The 14,577-nt window shown below is 71.0% G+C and carries 13 protein-coding genes; 7 read left to right on the plus strand and 6 right to left on the minus strand.

Annotation, left to right across the window (positions count from 1 at the left end):
* Positions 1-40 precede the first annotated feature (40 nt).
* Positions 41-862, minus strand: a complete 822-nt coding sequence (gene ppsR, locus BM144_RS02365; protein WP_092949386.1) for a posphoenolpyruvate synthetase regulatory kinase/phosphorylase PpsR — start codon at positions 860-862, stop codon at positions 41-43.
* Between the two features lie 230 nt (positions 863-1,092).
* Between ppsR and ppsA the strand changes: the two genes are divergently transcribed.
* The 4 genes from ppsA (at position 1,093) to BM144_RS02385 (ending at position 6,565) form a co-directional block, all read left to right on the plus strand.
* Positions 1,093-3,483, plus strand: coding sequence for a phosphoenolpyruvate synthase (gene ppsA / locus BM144_RS02370; protein ID WP_092949388.1), 2,391 nt, complete (start codon positions 1,093-1,095; stop codon positions 3,481-3,483).
* A gap of 16 nt (positions 3,484-3,499) precedes the next feature.
* Positions 3,500-3,883: a DUF4212 domain-containing protein gene (locus BM144_RS02375; RefSeq protein WP_092949390.1), complete on the plus strand. Its 384-nt coding sequence runs from the start codon at positions 3,500-3,502 to the stop codon at positions 3,881-3,883.
* Positions 3,876-5,963 (plus strand): VC_2705 family sodium/solute symporter, encoded by a 2,088-nt coding sequence (locus BM144_RS02380; protein WP_092949572.1) that lies wholly within the window; start codon positions 3,876-3,878, stop codon positions 5,961-5,963. Before BM144_RS02375 ends, BM144_RS02380 begins: the two co-directional genes overlap by 8 nt.
* 128 nt (positions 5,964-6,091) lie before the next feature.
* A complete protein-coding gene (locus BM144_RS02385) occupies positions 6,092-6,565 on the plus strand; it encodes a hypothetical protein (protein WP_092949392.1) in 474 nt (157 codons plus the stop codon).
* Between the two features lie 126 nt (positions 6,566-6,691).
* Here the strand turns inward: BM144_RS02385 and BM144_RS02390 are convergent, their stop codons facing one another.
* The 4 genes from BM144_RS02390 to BM144_RS02405 form a co-directional block, all read right to left on the minus strand.
* A complete protein-coding gene (locus BM144_RS02390) occupies positions 6,692-7,774 on the minus strand; it encodes a TIGR03118 family protein (RefSeq protein ID WP_092949394.1) in 1,083 nt (360 codons plus the stop codon).
* A gap of 283 nt (positions 7,775-8,057) precedes the next feature.
* Positions 8,058-8,417: an FKBP-type peptidyl-prolyl cis-trans isomerase gene (locus BM144_RS02395; RefSeq protein ID WP_092949396.1), complete on the minus strand. Its 360-nt coding sequence runs from the start codon at positions 8,415-8,417 to the stop codon at positions 8,058-8,060.
* Positions 8,418-8,557: 140 nt separating this feature from the next.
* Positions 8,558-8,884 carry a winged helix-turn-helix transcriptional regulator gene (locus BM144_RS02400; protein ID WP_092949399.1) on the minus strand — a complete coding sequence of 109 codons (327 nt, stop codon included), beginning with the start codon at positions 8,882-8,884 and terminating at the stop codon, positions 8,558-8,560.
* A gap of 141 nt (positions 8,885-9,025) precedes the next feature.
* Positions 9,026-9,991 carry a LysR family transcriptional regulator gene (locus BM144_RS02405; RefSeq protein ID WP_245783487.1) on the minus strand — a complete coding sequence of 322 codons (966 nt, stop codon included), beginning with the start codon at positions 9,989-9,991 and terminating at the stop codon, positions 9,026-9,028.
* 124 nt (positions 9,992-10,115) lie between these two features.
* Here BM144_RS02405 and BM144_RS02410 point away from each other — a divergent pair, with 124 nt between their 5' ends.
* From BM144_RS02410 to BM144_RS02420, 3 genes are all read left to right on the plus strand, one after another.
* Positions 10,116-11,084 carry a hydroxymethylglutaryl-CoA lyase gene (locus tag BM144_RS02410; protein WP_092949401.1) on the plus strand — a complete coding sequence of 323 codons (969 nt, stop codon included), beginning with the start codon at positions 10,116-10,118 and terminating at the stop codon, positions 11,082-11,084.
* A 63-nt stretch (positions 11,085-11,147) separates the two neighbouring features.
* A complete protein-coding gene (locus BM144_RS02415; protein ID WP_092949403.1) occupies positions 11,148-12,371 on the plus strand; it encodes a CaiB/BaiF CoA transferase family protein in 1,224 nt (407 codons plus the stop codon).
* A 77-nt stretch (positions 12,372-12,448) separates the two neighbouring features.
* Positions 12,449-13,498, plus strand: coding sequence for a tripartite tricarboxylate transporter substrate binding protein (locus tag BM144_RS02420; RefSeq protein ID WP_092949405.1), 1,050 nt, complete (start codon positions 12,449-12,451; stop codon positions 13,496-13,498).
* 32 nt (positions 13,499-13,530) lie between these two features.
* On the opposite strand, the gene yddG is transcribed toward BM144_RS02420, so the two are convergent.
* Positions 13,531-14,445, minus strand: a complete 915-nt coding sequence (gene yddG, locus BM144_RS02425; protein ID WP_092949408.1) for an aromatic amino acid DMT transporter YddG — start codon at positions 14,443-14,445, stop codon at positions 13,531-13,533.
* Positions 14,446-14,577: the final 132 nt, after the last annotated feature.

The following is a 14,577-nucleotide window of genomic DNA, read 5'->3' on the forward strand; positions in this document are numbered from 1 at the left end:
CGAACCGGCGGCTTCCTGAGCGAAGCCGGCAGGGCTCAATTCAATACACCAGTCGCTCCGGCCGCACCTCCTGCAGGATGGTGGTGGCGATCTCCTCGATGCTCTTGGTGGTGGTGGAGAGCCAGCGGATGCCAGAGCGCCGCATCATCGCCTCGGCCTCGGCCACCTCGTGGCGGCAGTTGGCGAGGTCGGCGTACCTGGAGCCGGGGCGGCGCTCGTTGCGGATCTGCGAGAGCCGCTCGGGCTGGATGGTCAGGCCGAAGATCTTCTTGCGGTGTGGCTCCAGCGCGGGCGGCAGCTGCTTGCGGTCGAAGTCCTCGGGGATCAGCGGGTAGTTGGCCACCTTCAGGCCGCACTGCATCGCCAGGTAGAGGCTGGTGGGCGTCTTACCGCTGCGCGAGACACCCACCAGGATCACATCGGCGCCGTCCAGGTCGCGGTGGCTCTGGCCGTCGTCGTGGTCCAGGCTGAAGTTGATCGCCTCGATGCGGTCGGTGTATTCCTTGCTGAGGCTCACGTCCGAGAAGCGGCCCACGCGGTGCAGCGACTTGATGCCCAGTTCGCCCTCCAGCGGGCGGATGAAGGTGCCGAACATGTCCAGCAGCATGCCCTTGCAGTCCTCCTGGATGATGCGCAGCACGCTCATGTTCACGAGCGTGGTGAACACCACGGGCTTCTTGCCCTCCAGCTCGGCCGTGTGGTTGATGCGGCGCACGGCCTGGTGGGCCTTGTCCTCGGTGTCGATGAAGGGCAGCCGCACGTGGCGCGGCTTGATGTCGAACTGGGCCAGGATGGCGTTGCCGAAGGTTTCGGCGGTGATGCCGGTGCCGTCGGAGATGAAGAAAACGGTGCGCGTGTGCATGGGTCAGGTTCTTCCTCGGGGGGCGGTCCGGCCATGTCCCACAAACGCGTCGGGGCCGGCCGCCCTACAATCGCGCCCATTATTCCCATTTCCACCATGCACGCCGCCGGCCTACAACCAGAACAGCCAAGCCAGAGCGTCCGCATGGGTGACAGCAGCGCCAGCCCGCCTTCTCGCGCGGGCCGCCTTTCTCGGCGCGCAGACCCGGTTTCAACTTCTGGAGCTTTCCCATGTCTGCACTCTTCGATCCGACCGCCCTGGTCGTTCCGTTTGAAAACCTGAGAATGACCGACGTCGAGTCGGTGGGCGGCAAGAACGCCTCCCTCGGCGAGATGATCTCCCAGCTGCCCGACGGCGTGCGCGTGCCCACCGGCTTCGCGACCACCGCCCACGCGTTCCGCCAGTTCCTCGCCCACGACGGCTTGGCCCAGAAAATCAGCGACCGCCTCAAGACCCTCGACACCGAGGACGTGCGCGCGCTGGCCGCCGCCGGCGCCGAGATCCGCTCCATGGTCGAGGCCCAGCCCTTCCCGGCCGACCTCGAGGAAGCCATCCGCGGCGCCTTCATCACGCTGCAGGGCGGCAACGCCGAGGCCTGCTTCGCCGTGCGCTCCTCCGCCACGGCCGAGGACCTGCCCGATGCCTCCTTCGCCGGGCAACAGGAAACCTTCCTCAACGTGGTCGGCATCGACGACGTGCTGCACAAGATGAAGGAAGTGTTCGCCTCGCTCTACAACGACCGCGCCATCAGCTACCGCGTGCACAAGGGCTTCGCGCACGACGTGGTGGCCCTGTCGGCCGGCGTGCAGCGCATGGTGCGCTCCGACCTGGGCGCCGCCGGCGTGATGTTCACGATCGACACCGAATCCGGCTTCGACCAGGTCGTCTTCATCACCTCCAGCTATGGCCTGGGCGAGACGGTGGTGCAGGGCGCCGTGAACCCCGACGAGTTCTACGTCCACAAGCCCATGCTGGCCGCCGGCAACAAGGCCGTGATCCGCCGCAACCTGGGCAGCAAGCTGATCCAGATGGTGTTCGCCTCGCCCGAGGAGAAAAAGGCCAGCGGCAAGCTGGTCAAGACCACCGACGTGCCCACCGAGCTGCGCAACCGCTATTCGCTGACCGATGCCGACGTCGAGCAGCTCGCGCGCTACGCGCTGCTGATCGAGCAGCACTACGGCCGCCCGATGGACATCGAGTGGGGCAAGGACGGCACCGACGGCCAGCTCTACATCCTGCAGGCGCGCCCCGAGACGGTGAAGAGCCAGCAGCAGGGCCAGGCCGAGCAGAAGTTCAAGCTCAAGGGCACGGGCACCGTGCTGGCCGAGGGCCGGGCCATCGGCCAGAAGATCGGCACCGGCCCCGTGCGCCTCGTGAGCGACATCGCCGAGATGGACAAGGTGCAGGCCGGCGACGTGCTGGTCACCGACATGACCGACCCCAACTGGGAGCCCGTCATGAAGCGCGCCAGCGCCATCGTCACCAACCGCGGCGGCCGCACCTGCCACGCGGCCATCATCGCGCGTGAACTCGGCATCCCCGCCGTGGTCGGCTGCGGCGACGCGACCAGCCTGCTCAAGGACGGCACGCTCGTCACCGTGAGCTGCGCCGAGGGCGACACCGGCCGCATCTACGACGGCCTGCTGGAGACCGAAGTGACCGAGGTGCAGCGCGGCGAGATGCCGGAGATCGCCACCAAGATCATGATGAACGTGGGCAACCCCCAGCTCGCCTTCGACTTCTGCCAGCTGCCCAACCAGGGCGTGGGCCTGGCGCGGCTGGAGTTCATCATCAACAACAACATCGGCGTGCACCCGAAGGCCATCCTGGACTACCCGGCCGTCGATGCCGACCTGAAGAAGGCCGTGGAATCCGTGGCGCGCGGCCATGCGTCGCCGCGCGCGTTCTACGTGGACAAGGTGGCCGAGGGCGTGGCGACCATCGCGGCGGCCTTCTGGCCCAAGCCCGTGATCGTGCGCCTGTCGGACTTCAAGTCCAACGAATACCGCAAGCTCATCGGCGGCAGCCGCTACGAACCGGAAGAAGAGAACCCGATGCTGGGCTTCCGCGGCGCGGCGCGCTACATCAGCCAGGACTTCGGCGAGGCCTTCGCGATGGAGTGCGAGGCGCTGAAGCGCGTGCGCAACGAAATGGGCCTCACCAACGTGCAGGTCATGGTGCCGTTCGTGCGCACGCTGGGCCAGGCCGACCGCGTGACGAAACTGCTGGGCGAGCACGGCCTGCGCCGCGGCGAGAACGAGCTGAAGATCATCATGATGTGCGAGGTGCCCTCCAACGCCGTGCTGGCCGACGAGTTCCTGCAGTTCTTCGACGGCTTCTCGGTGGGCGCCAACGACCTCAAGCAGCTCACGCTGGGCCTGGACCGCGACTCCGGCCTGGAACTGCTCGCGGCCGACTTCGACGAGCGCGACCCGGCCGTGCGGGCGCTGCTCTCGCGTGCCATCGAGGCCTGCAAGCGGCAGGGCAAGTACGTGGGCATTTGCGGCCAGGGGCCCAGCGACCATCCCGACTTCGCGCAGTGGCTGGCGGAGCAGGGCATCTCGTCGATCTCGCTCAACCCCGACAGCGTGATCGCCACCTGGCAGAAGCTCGCCGGCTGACGGCACCCCCCGGCCCATGCCCGCGCCGCCGCCACCGCCTCAGCCACGGGCCGAGGACGGCGCGCGCGAGCCCTCGGCCGGCGCGCCGTTCGCGCCCGACCTGCACGACGCGCGCCACCTCTGGCTGAAGGCCGCGCTGCTGCTGGCCTGGGCTCTGGTGTCCTTCGGCGCCTGCTATTTCGTGCGCGACCTCGCCTGGCGCGTGGGCGACTGGCCGCTGGGCTACTGGATCGCATCGCAGGGCGCGGTGCTGGCCTTCATCGCGATCGTGGTGGTGTACTGCGTGGCGATGAACCGCTTCGAACGCGCGGATGCGCGCGCCGCGCAGGCCGCCGTTTCCCGTGCCGCTGCCGCGCAGGCCGCGGGCGATGCGGCCCCGGCGGCCCCGCGCCATGGCTGACGGCGAACGGCCTGCCGGTACCGCGGCTGCCGCGGGCCATGGGCGCCTGCACCGGCTGCTCGCGATGTACGCCGCGGGCGTGGTGGCCTTCCTCGCGCTCATGGCCTGGGCCGAGCAGCGCGGCCTCTCGCGCCACTGGATCGGCCCGATCTTCCTGTTCCTGTCCGTGATGGTCTACGCGGCCATCGGCGTCTACGGCCGCACCACCGACCCCGAGGAATACTACGTGGCGGGCCGGCGCATCCCGCCGTTCTACAACGGCATGGCCGCGGCCGCCGACTGGATGAGCGCGGCGTCGTTCATCAGCCTGTCGGGCGCGCTCTACCTGCAGGGCTTCTCGGGCGGGCCCGGGCAGGCCGGGGGCCTGGCCTACCTGCTGGGCTGGACCGGGGGCTTCTGCCTGGTCGCGCTGCTCATCGCGCCGCACCTGCGCGCGATGAACCTCTACACGATCCCGGAGTTCTTCCAGGTCCGATTCGGCGGGCGCTGGCCGCGGGTGATCGCGGCGCTGGCGGCCGTGCTGTGCTCGTTCACCTACGTGGTGGCGCAGATCTACGGGGTGGGCCTCATCGCCTCGCGGCTCACGGGCGTGCAGTTCGAGATCGGCATCATGCTCGGCCTGGGCGGCGTGCTGCTGTGCTCGTTCCTGGGCGGCATGCGCGCGATCACCTGGACGCAGGTGGCGCAGTACGTGGTCATCCTGCTCGCGTTCCTGATCCCGGTCTCCTGGCTGGCCTACAAGCAGCTGGGCAATCCGCTCGCGGCGGCGGTCTATGGCGCGCAGCTCGGCAAGATCGCCGCGCTGGAATCCGAGCTGCTGCAGTCGCCCGCGGAGCGCGAGGTGGTGGATGCCCACGAGCGCCGCGCGCGCGAACTGGAGCAGCGCCTGCAGGACGTGCCCGCGGCGCTGGAGCGCGAGCGCGAGGCCGCCCGCCAGCGCATCCACCGCCTGCGCGAGCAGAACGCGGATGTGGCGCTGATCGTTGCGGCCAGCCGCGAACTGGCGTCGCTGCCGCGCGACGGCGAGGCCGCCCGCGAGCTGTGGACGCGCGAGATGCGCGAGAGCCAGGAGCGCGCGCGCCCGCTCGGCGGCCTGCCGCCGCACGGGCAGGCCTATGCCGGGGCGCCGGACGGCACGCCCGCGGAGCGGCAGGCCTACGACGAGACACGCCGCAACTTCCTCGCGCTGATGTTCTGCCTCATGGTCGGCACCGCGGGCCTGCCGCACCTGCTCACGCGCTACTACACCGTGCCCACGCCGGCCGCGGCGCGGGAGTCGGTGGCGTGGTCGCTGTTCTTCATCGCGCTGCTCTACCTGAGCGCGCCCGCGCTGGCGGTGCTGGTGAAGTTCGAGGTGCTGCAGAACCTCGTGGGCAGCCATTTCGATGCCCTGCCCAACTGGATCGGGCAATGGTCGCGCGTGGACCCGGCGCTGCTGTCGGTGCAGGACGTCAACGGCGATGGCATCGTGCAGTTCGGCGAGATCCGCTTCGGGGCCGATCTCATCATGCTCGCCACCCCCGAGCTGGGCGGGCTGCCGTACGTGGTGTCCGGGCTGGTGGCGGCCGGCGGGCTGGCGGCCGCGCTGTCCACCGCGGACGGTCTGCTGCTCACCATCAGCAACGCGCTGGTGCGCGACCTCTACCTGCACGGGCGCCGCGGGCCGGCCTCGCCCGAGCAGCGCGTGATCCTCACCAAGTTCGCGCTGCTCGCGGTGGCACTGCTGGCCGCCTTCGTGGCGGCGCTCAAGCGCTCGGAAATCCTGCCCATGGTGTCGGCCTCGTTCTCGATCGCGGCCTCGGCCTTCGTGCCCGCGATGGTGCTGGGCATCTTCTGGCGCGGCGCGACGCGGCAGGGGGCGGTGGCCGGCATGCTCTGCGGGCTGGGCATCGCGGTGTACTACCTTGCCGCACCCACCGAGGCGGCGCGCGCGCTCGCGCCCGCGTGGCTGCTGCCGGAGGCGCCGTGGTTCGGCATCGACCCGGTATCGGCTGGCGTGTTCGGCGTGCCGGCGGGCCTGCTCGCGACCTGGCTGGTGAGCCTGGCGACGCGGCCGCCCCGGGGTTGCCACCACGGTTGAGTCGGTCGGCGGTGGCAGGGGGCCACGGCCGCGTATGGACAGAAACCCGGATTCACAAACAGCGGGGCCCATGCGACCCTGGCCCGCACCCCGCCGCCTCTGCGGCTTCCCGTGTTCCGAGGTCCACCGTGCTCCTAGTCAAAACCACCGCAGGCCAGATGGCCCTCAAAGACCGGCACGGCGGCCTCACGTCACGGCAGCGCTCGGCTTTCATCCTCTTCGATGGCCAGCGCACGGTGGTGCAGGTGCTCGCGGCCACGGCCGCCATGGGCATCTCGATGGACGACGTGCAGGCCATGCTCGACCAGGGCCTGCTGGAGTCCGCCGACGGCAAGCCCGCGGTGCTGAAGGCGGCCGCGCCCGCGGCCGGCAAGGCGGCGGAAGCCGCCCCCGGGGTGGCCCCGGCGCTGGCGGACCGCTACCAGAGCGCCTACCGCGTGGCGACCGAACTCACATCCGCCGCCGGCCTGCGCGGCTTCCGCCTGAACCTGGCCGTGGAGGGCGCGCGCAACATGGAAGAACTCGCCGCGCTGGCGCCGAAGATCCGCGAACTGGTGGGGGACGAGAAGTACCGGCGCCTGCAGGACGCGCTTTTCGGCTGAACGCCGGGGCGGTTCCACGGCGCCCGCCCGGAGCGGGAGGCCGCGTCCTCCAGCCCTCCCGCGCGGGCCTGGAGGAGACGCCTCGGCAGCCGCCCGGAAGCGGCGCCCGAGGCGATCCTGGGAGGGTCAGTTCTGCAGGTCCACGCGGCCGTAGGCGCCGTTCAGGCCCTGGTTGGGGCCGGCAACGTAGAACAGCGTGTTGAGCGGCTGCTGGTTCAGGCCGTTGCCGAATGCGATGCCGCGCACGCCGTTCGCCTTCAGCACCGTGCCGTCGCGCTGCGCCAGCGCACCGGTCCAGCGGCCGGTGGCGGGGTCGAAGGCGTTGATGGTGCCGTCGCCCTCGTTGGCGATCAACAACTGGTTGCTGGCGCCGCCAAAGTTTGCGGGCGCCTGGGCCACGCCCCAGGGCGCGTTGAGCGGCGCGCCGGCCGGCAGCAGGCGCTGGGCCAGCGTGCCGTCGGTGTTGAAGATGTTCACCGCGCCCAGGCCGTTGCCGGCCACGGCATTGCGGCGGTTGGCATCCTGGCGCGCATAGGTCACGACGATGCGCGAGCCGATGGCCTGGATGCCGTAGGGCGCGAAGTCGTCGGGCAGTTGCGCATCGGAGAAGTTGCCGGCCAGCTGCACCTTGCGGAAGGTGCTGTCGAACACGTCCACCTTGCGGTTGCGGAAGTCGGTGGCATAGAGGCGGTCCGCGCCGCCGCTGGAGGCGATCGCCAGGCCCTTGTAGACCGCGCCGCCCGTGCCGTCGCTGTAGGTGACGATGGCATTGTTCAGGTCGGCCGCGGGGCTCCAGCCGGCGATGCTGCCGTCTTCGCTGGAGAAGATGAAGCGGCTCGGGCCGGTCACGCCGCCCTTGGTGACCTGGAAGCCGCTGCCGCCGCTGAACACGATGCCGGTCGGATTGGCGGGCGCGCTGCCCGAGGGCGGCACGGTGACCACCAGCGTCTGCGGCACGCCGTTGCCGTCATATAGCGTGGACCGCTGGGTCCCGGTGGCCGTCACCCACACGAAGCCCTGCGGATTGAAGGCGATGCCCCAGCCGTTCTTCAGGTTGCTGTCGGTCTGGGTGGAGGGGATGCTGCCGTCGGACACCACGGCACGCGCGGTGAAGGCGGTCGCGGTCGGGGCGGGGTCGCTGCCACCGCAACCGGCGAGGAATAGGGTGGCTGCGGGGACCAGGCCCAGCAGGATGTTGGAAAGTTTCACGAGGACTCCACTGGATAGCGGCAGGATGTTCTGCGCGGGTGGGTGCCCGGTGGTGCGTGAAAGGTTGCCGAGGTGCGGAAAGTACGGCGGGCTGCCGCCGCGGTTTTGCCGAACCACGGCGCGGCGGAGCCTGCCGGGCGGTGGGCCGCGGCGGGAGGAAAAAAGGAGGGGGAGGGGAAGGAGGAGGCTGCGCGCTCCGGGCGGTGCCGCAGGCGCAGCGAAGGCGGGCGGGGCCCGGCGGCAGGCGCGGGCCATGCCGCGCCGCCGCGTCGCCCGCCGGGGATCAGCTGCCGACGGCGAGCAGTTCGACGTCGAACTTCAACGTGGCGTTGGGGGGGATCACGCCGCCCGCGCCGCGTGCGCCGTAGCCCAGGCCGGCGGGGATGATCAGCGTGCGCTGGCCACCGATCTTCATGCCCTGCACGCCTTCGTCCCAGCCCTTGATGACCATGCCGGCGCCCAGGTGGAATTCGAAGGGGTCGTTGCGGTCGCGGCTGGAATCGAACTTGGCGCCTTGCTGGCCGTCGTTGTAGAGCCAGCCCGTGTAGTGCACGCGCACCGGCTGGCCGCGCGTGGCCTCGGTGCCTTCGCCCACGGTGGTGTCTTCGTACTGCAGGCCGGACGGGGTGGTGGTGAATGCCATCGCGAAACTCCTTGGTTTGCTATTGAAATGATAGCTGCATGGCCAATGGATATGGCGGCATGAGCCCTGAATGGACCGAACCCGCGCAGGGCGCGGGTCGGCGGGGTGGCAGCAGGTGCCGGGAGACGGAGGCGGGGCCCTCAGGGCTTGGCGGGCGCCGCGGCCTTGGCGGTGCGGGCCGCGACCCAGCGCGTGGCGAAGGCCTGCACGTCGCTCAGCCGCTTGAGCAGGTCCACGCCGGACGGGGTGACCGTGTAGCCCTCGGTGCCGTGGTCGAGCAGGCCGGCCTCGCGCAGTTCCTTGATCCGGGTGTTGAGGGTGTTGGGGGTGATGCCGCCCACGCTGTCCTGCAGCAGGCGGAAGGTCTGGGGATGGCCATCGCGCAAGGCCCAGAGCACGCGCAGCGCATAGCGGCATTCGAGCTTCTCGAACAGCTGGTTGATGGCGGCGTTTTCCTTGGAGCTCATGGAATCTTCTCCTTGCTCGGTAGAGAGAGACGGCGTCGGGGCGGGGGGTGCCCGAGACGCCGCGGAATATAGCTTGGAAATGGCTTTGCTACAAGTTTAATAGCTCCAGAGTTATATCCGGCCGGCGCCTCGCGCAAAAACTCAGGTGTTACCGGGTTGTTGCACTCCTGCCACGGAGCCTGCCTTGCCCGCGGCCGCCGGCCCTGCGCCGCCGCCGCGGGCCGCCAGGTAGTCGGCCAGCAGTGCCGCGGCGGCGGGCAGGGCTTCGCCCGCGCGCGAGCAGATCGCGAAGCGCCGGCGGGCCCACGGGTCGCTGAGCGGCACCACGCGCACGCCGCTCACGGCGGCGAACGGCTCGGCCACCTCGCGCGGCACCACGCTGATGGCCAGGTTGGCGCGCACCACGCGCAGCGCGGCATCGAAGTTGGAGACGAAGACGCGGTGCAGCAGCGTCCGGCCTTCCAGCGCCGCCGCGCGCGCGAGCAGCACCTGCACGGCGCTCAGGGCCGGCATGCTGACGAACTCGTGGCCCAGCACGTCGGCAAAACGCACGGCGCCGCAGGCCGCCACCGGGTGGGAGGGGTGCGCCGCGATGGCGAGGTGGTCGCTGCGGTAGCCGCGCGTGTCCAGCCCCTGCAGATCGGCCGCGTCCCAGCAGATGCCGAGGGACGCGCTGCCTTCGCGCACGCCGCGCACGACCTCGGGGCTCACGCGTTCTTCCATGCTCACCTGGATGTCGCGGTGGGCCGGGTCCTGCAGGAAGGCGGCCACGTCGTCGGCCAGCGATTCCGCCATGACCGAGGCGGTGACCAGCATGCGCACGTGGCCGCGCACGCCGGTGGCGTAGCCGGCCATGTCGCGCTCGATGCGGCCCACGGCGGCGAGCATCTCGCGCGCGTGCTCCAGCAGCGTCTCGCCGGCCGGCGTGGGTGCCACGCCGTGGCGCTTGCGCACCAGCAGCCGCGTGCCCACGGTGTCTTCGAGCTGCGCCAGGCGCTTGCTCACCGCCGAGCCCACGATGGATTCGCGTTCGGCCGCGCGGGCGATGTTGCGCTGTTCGCAGACGGTGACGAACAGGCGCAGGGTCTGCAGATCAAGGGGGCGCATGGGTTCGAGGTGTTCCTGAACGGAAACTTTGGGCTTCCGAAATTGAGATCGTGAAGTGTGTGGGAATTCCTAGAATCCTCCCACCATCGCTTTCCCCCGGATGGCAACGAGGAGACGCCGCCCCATGATTTCCCATCCTCTCGAGACCCGGCCCGCGGCCCTGGTGCGCGAAGTCGGCCTGCGCGACGGCCTGCAGAGCATCGCGACGGTGGTGCCCACCGCGCACAAGATCGCCTGGATCGCTGCGGCCCACGCCGCGGGCCAGCGCGAGATCGAGGTCGGCTCCTTCGTGCCCGCGCGGCTGCTGCCGCAACTGGCCGACACGGCCGAGGTGCTGGCGTATGCGCTCACGCTGCCGGGGCTGGTGGCCTCGGTGCTGGTGCCCAACCTGCGTGGTGCCGAACGCGCGATCGAATGCGGCGCCCACCTGATGGTGGTACCGCTCTCGGCCAGCCACGCGCACAGCCTGGCCAACCTGCGCAAGACGCCCGACGAGGTGGTGGCCGAGGTGGCGCGCATCCGCGCCGCGCGCGATGCCGCCGGCAGCCGCACGCTGATCGAAGGCGGGGTGGGCACGGCCTTCGGCTGCACCCTGCAGGGCGATGTGGCCGAAAGCGAAGTGCTGCGCCTGATGCAGGCGCTGCTCGATGCCGGTGCCGACCGCGTGAGCCTGGCCGACACCGTCGGCTATGCCGATCCGCACGGCGTGGAGCGGCTCTTCGGCAAGGCCCGCGCGCTGGTGGGCGACCGGCTGGCCTGCGCGCATTTCCACGACACGCGCGGCATGGGCCTGGCGAATGCCTACGCGGCCTGGCAGACGGGCGTGACGCGCTTCGACGCCAGCCTGGCCGGCATCGGCGGCTGCCCGCACGCGCCCGGCGCGAGCGGCAACGCGGCCACCGAAGACCTCGCCTTCATGCTGGAACGCATGGGCGTGGACACGGGCTTGCATCTCCCGGCCCTGCTGGCGCTGCGCGAGCGCGTGCAGGGCTGGCTCGCGGGCGAGACCCTGCATGGGACACTCTGGCGCGCCGGCCTGCCCCGGGGCGGCCTGGTGCCGCAGTCGCCCGTGCCCGTACCGGCCCTGGCCTGAACGCCGGGCCAGTGCCGGTCCTGCCCCGCTTTCGATTCCTCCCATCTGCCTTCCGACCGCTCCATGACGATTCCGACCGCTCCCTCCGCGCCTCCCGACGACCGCTCCCTGCCGCTGGCGGGCCTGCGCGTGGTGGAGTTCACCCACATGGTCATGGGCCCTACCTGCGGCATGGTGCTGGCCGACCTGGGGGCCGAGGTCATCAAGGTGGAGCCCGTGGACGGCGACCGCACGCGCCACCTGCTGGGCGCGGGCGCGGGCTTCTTCCCGATGTTCAACCGCAACAAGAAGAGCATCGCCATCGACCTGCGCAGCCCCGAGGGGCTGGAGGTGGCGATCCGCCTGGCCTCGTCCGCCGACGTGGTGGCGCAGAACTTCAAGCCCGGCGTGATGGCGAAGTACGGGCTCGACTACGCCGCGCTCTCGCGCCTGAACGATCGGCTGGTGTACGTGAACCACACGGGCTTCCTGCCCGGGCCCTACGAGCACCGCACGGCGCTCGACGAGGTGGTACAGATGATGGGCGGCCTGGCCTACATGACCGGGCGCCCCGGCGATCCGCTGCGCGCGGGCACCAGCGTGAACGACATCATGGGCGGCATGTTCGGCGCCATCGGGGCGATGGCGGCGCTGATGCAGCGCGCCCGCACGGGCCGCGGCCAGGAGGTCGATTCGGCGCTGTTCGAGAACAACGTGTTCCTCGTGGGCCAGCACATGATGCAGTACGCCGTGACGGGCCAGCCCGCCGCGCCCATGCCGGACCGCATCTCCTCCTGGGCGGTGTACGACGTCTTCAGCGTGAAGGACGGCGGGCAGATCTTCCTCGCGGCCGTGAGCGATGCGCAGTGGCGCACCTTCTGCGGCGCGATGGGCTACGGTGACCTGCTGGCCGACCCGGCCCTCGCCCTCAACAACGACCGCGTGCGCGCGCGCGCCACGCTGCTGCCCGAGCTGCGCCGGCGCCTGGCGGAGCACACGGCCGAAGCGCTGGCCGCCGTCTTCGAGCGCCACGGCCTGCCGTTCGCGCCCATCCTGCGGCCCGAACAGCTCTTCGACGACCCGCACCTGAACGCCACCGGCGGCCTGGCCGAGATCACGCTGCCCGACGGCGAGCGCGCGGGCGAGCGCGCGCGCGTCACCCTCATGCCGCTGCGCCTGGACGGCGAGCGCCTGCCCGTGCGCACCGATCCGCCGCGCCTGGGCGAGCACACGCGCGAACTGCTCGCGGGCCTGGGCTACGCGCCCGGTGCCATCGATGCGCTGCGGGAGGCCCGCGCCGTGGCCTGACCTACCGCCTTTGCCCCGGGCCTTTCACCGAACGCGGCGCAGTCCGCGCGGCCCACCACAACGATGGAGACATGCACATGCCGATTTCGCCACCGACCCAGCCGGCCCCGGGCCGCGCCGATCCCGTCCCCGGTCCCGCCGCAGCCTTGACCCGCCGCGCCGCGGTGGCCTGGACCGCCGCCGCCCTGGGCGCCGCCGCCTGGAGCGGCCTGCGGCCCGCCCGGGCCCAGGGCCACCCGGACAAGCCGCTGCGCATCATCCTGCCGCTGTCGGCCGGCTCGGGCGCCGACGGCGCCATCCGCGCCATCGGCAACAGCCTCGCGAAGGCACTGGGGCAGCCCGTGGTGATCGAGAACCTGCCGGGCGCGGGCGGCATCACCGGCACGGCGCAGATCGTGCGCGCGCCCAAGGACGGCTCGGTGATCGGCGTGGTCTCCAACAACCACGTGGTGAACCCGAGCGTGTACAGGAACATCCCGTTCGATTCGCTGGCCGACATCACGCCCATCACCATCCTGGGCGCCACGCCGTTCGTGCTGGTCGCGCACCCCTCGGTGCCGGCCGCCAACGTGCGGGAGCTGATCGCCTATGCGCGCTCCAGGCCCGGCGTGCTCAATTACGGATCGTCCGGCAACGGCACCATCCTGCACCTGGGCGCGGCCATGTTCGTGGAGCAGGCGAAGCTGGACATCAAGCACATCCCGTACAAGGGCATGGGGCCGCTGATGAACGACATCTTGGGCGGGCAGGTGCAGCTCGGCGTGGTGGCGGCGGCGCCGGCCGCGCCGCACATCAAGTCCGGGGCCCTGCGGGCGCTGGGCGTGACCACCGCGGCGCGCGTGCCCACGCTGCCGGGCGTGCCGACCATCGCCGAGCAGGGCCTGCCGGGCTTCGAGCTGGACGGCTGGATCGCGCCCGTGGGCCCGGCCGGCCTGCCCCGGGCCGAACTCGCGCGCCTCTATGCCGGCTTCAAGGCCGCCATGGAGATGCCCGAGGCGCGCGACGCGCTCATCGCCCAGGGCTACGAGATCAAGCTCACCCCGCCCGAGCCGGCCGCGGCCTTCTTCCGCACCGAGGCCGCGCGCATGGCGCAGGTGGTGAAGAGCGCGCACGTGACCATGGACTGACGGGCCGGGGGCGGGCGGCGGCGGCGGCCGCCTCAGGAAGCGGCTTCGGCGCTGCCGGCCTTCGGGGCGCCGCGGGTCGCCAGCCAGCACAGGATGGCGCCTCCGCAGACCATGAAGGCGCCCGCCCAGAAGGCGGTGGTGAGCGGCACCCGCAGTAGCACCGCCGCCAGCGCGGCCGACAGCACGGGCGTGAAGTACGACGCACCCGCCAGCAGCGTGACGTTGCCGTGCAGGATGCCCACGTTCCAGGCGGCGTAGCCGAAGCCCATCGCCGCGGCGGCGAAGGCCAGGGACACCGCGGTGGGCAGGCTCCAGTCCATGTCCGCCGCGCCGGTGGCGAGGTACTTGGCCCACAGGACCAGCGCGGTCAGCATGAAGAACATCGTGATCCCGTTCTTGCCCCCGGCGATGCGGGCCGTGACGGTGCAGTACGCGGCCCAGATGACCGCGCCGGTGAACGCCAGGCCGTAGCTCAGCGGGTTGGACTGCACGTTCGCCAGCATGCCGGGCAGGTCCACCCCGCGGCCGCCGCCCAGCACCGTGCAGATCCCGGCCAGCGAGATCGCCAGCCCCGGCACCACCAGCAGGTTCGCCTTCTGGCCGTTGAAGGCGATGGCCGCCACCATCGTGAAGGTGGGCCACAGGTAGTTCACCATGCCCACCTCGATGGCCTGGCGCGCGGAGGCCGCATAGCCGATCGACAGCGCCAGGCAGAGTTCGTAGGAGACGAACAGCAGGCTGCCCCAGGCCAGGTACCGCCGCGGAAAACTGCGCAGCGGCGTGAAACCCACCGTCGCCCACAGCAGCAGCGAGGCGATGGTGTAGATCATGGCGGCCCCGCCCGTGGCACCCAGGCCTTCGCTGACGCTGCGGATGAGTCCCACGATCGAAGACCACAGGGCGATGGCGATGAGCCCGATGAGCGTGGCGCGGTTCTTTGTTTGCATGGGGCCGGATTATCGAAGCGGCCCGGGGGGCCCCTGCGGCACGCAGTGCCCGGTGTGCCAACCGGCCGCCCGGCTAATGCAGTGCATGGCGTATCGGCATAGGTCGGCCTTCGCGGTGCCCCCGGGCTGCCG

Origin of the sequence: Paracidovorax konjaci (assembly GCF_900112675.1) — a bacterium.
Lineage (GTDB): Bacteria > Pseudomonadota > Gammaproteobacteria > Burkholderiales > Burkholderiaceae_C > Paracidovorax > Paracidovorax konjaci.

Bases quoted from the DNA above. Each gene is read 5' to 3' on its own strand.
- ppsR (WP_092949386.1), bottom strand. From the start codon at position 862: ATGCACACGCGCACCGTTTTCTTCATCTCCGACGGCACCGGCATCACC.
- ppsA (WP_092949388.1), top strand. From the start codon at position 1,093: ATGTCTGCACTCTTCGATCCGACCGCCCTGGTCGTTCCGTTTGAAAAC.
- BM144_RS02375 (WP_092949390.1), top strand. From the start codon at position 3,500: ATGCCCGCGCCGCCGCCACCGCCTCAGCCACGGGCCGAGGACGGCGCG.
- BM144_RS02380 (WP_092949572.1), top strand. From the start codon at position 3,876: ATGGCTGACGGCGAACGGCCTGCCGGTACCGCGGCTGCCGCGGGCCAT.
- BM144_RS02395 (WP_092949396.1), bottom strand. From the start codon at position 8,417: ATGGCATTCACCACCACCCCGTCCGGCCTGCAGTACGAAGACACCACC.
- BM144_RS02400 (WP_092949399.1), bottom strand. From the start codon at position 8,884: ATGAGCTCCAAGGAAAACGCCGCCATCAACCAGCTGTTCGAGAAGCTC.
- BM144_RS02405 (WP_245783487.1), bottom strand. From the start codon at position 9,991: ATGCGCCCCCTTGATCTGCAGACCCTGCGCCTGTTCGTCACCGTCTGC.
- BM144_RS02410 (WP_092949401.1), top strand. From the start codon at position 10,116: ATGATTTCCCATCCTCTCGAGACCCGGCCCGCGGCCCTGGTGCGCGAA.
- BM144_RS02415 (WP_092949403.1), top strand. From the start codon at position 11,148: ATGACGATTCCGACCGCTCCCTCCGCGCCTCCCGACGACCGCTCCCTG.
- BM144_RS02420 (WP_092949405.1), top strand. From the start codon at position 12,449: ATGCCGATTTCGCCACCGACCCAGCCGGCCCCGGGCCGCGCCGATCCC.
- yddG (WP_092949408.1), bottom strand. From the start codon at position 14,445: ATGCAAACAAAGAACCGCGCCACGCTCATCGGGCTCATCGCCATCGCC.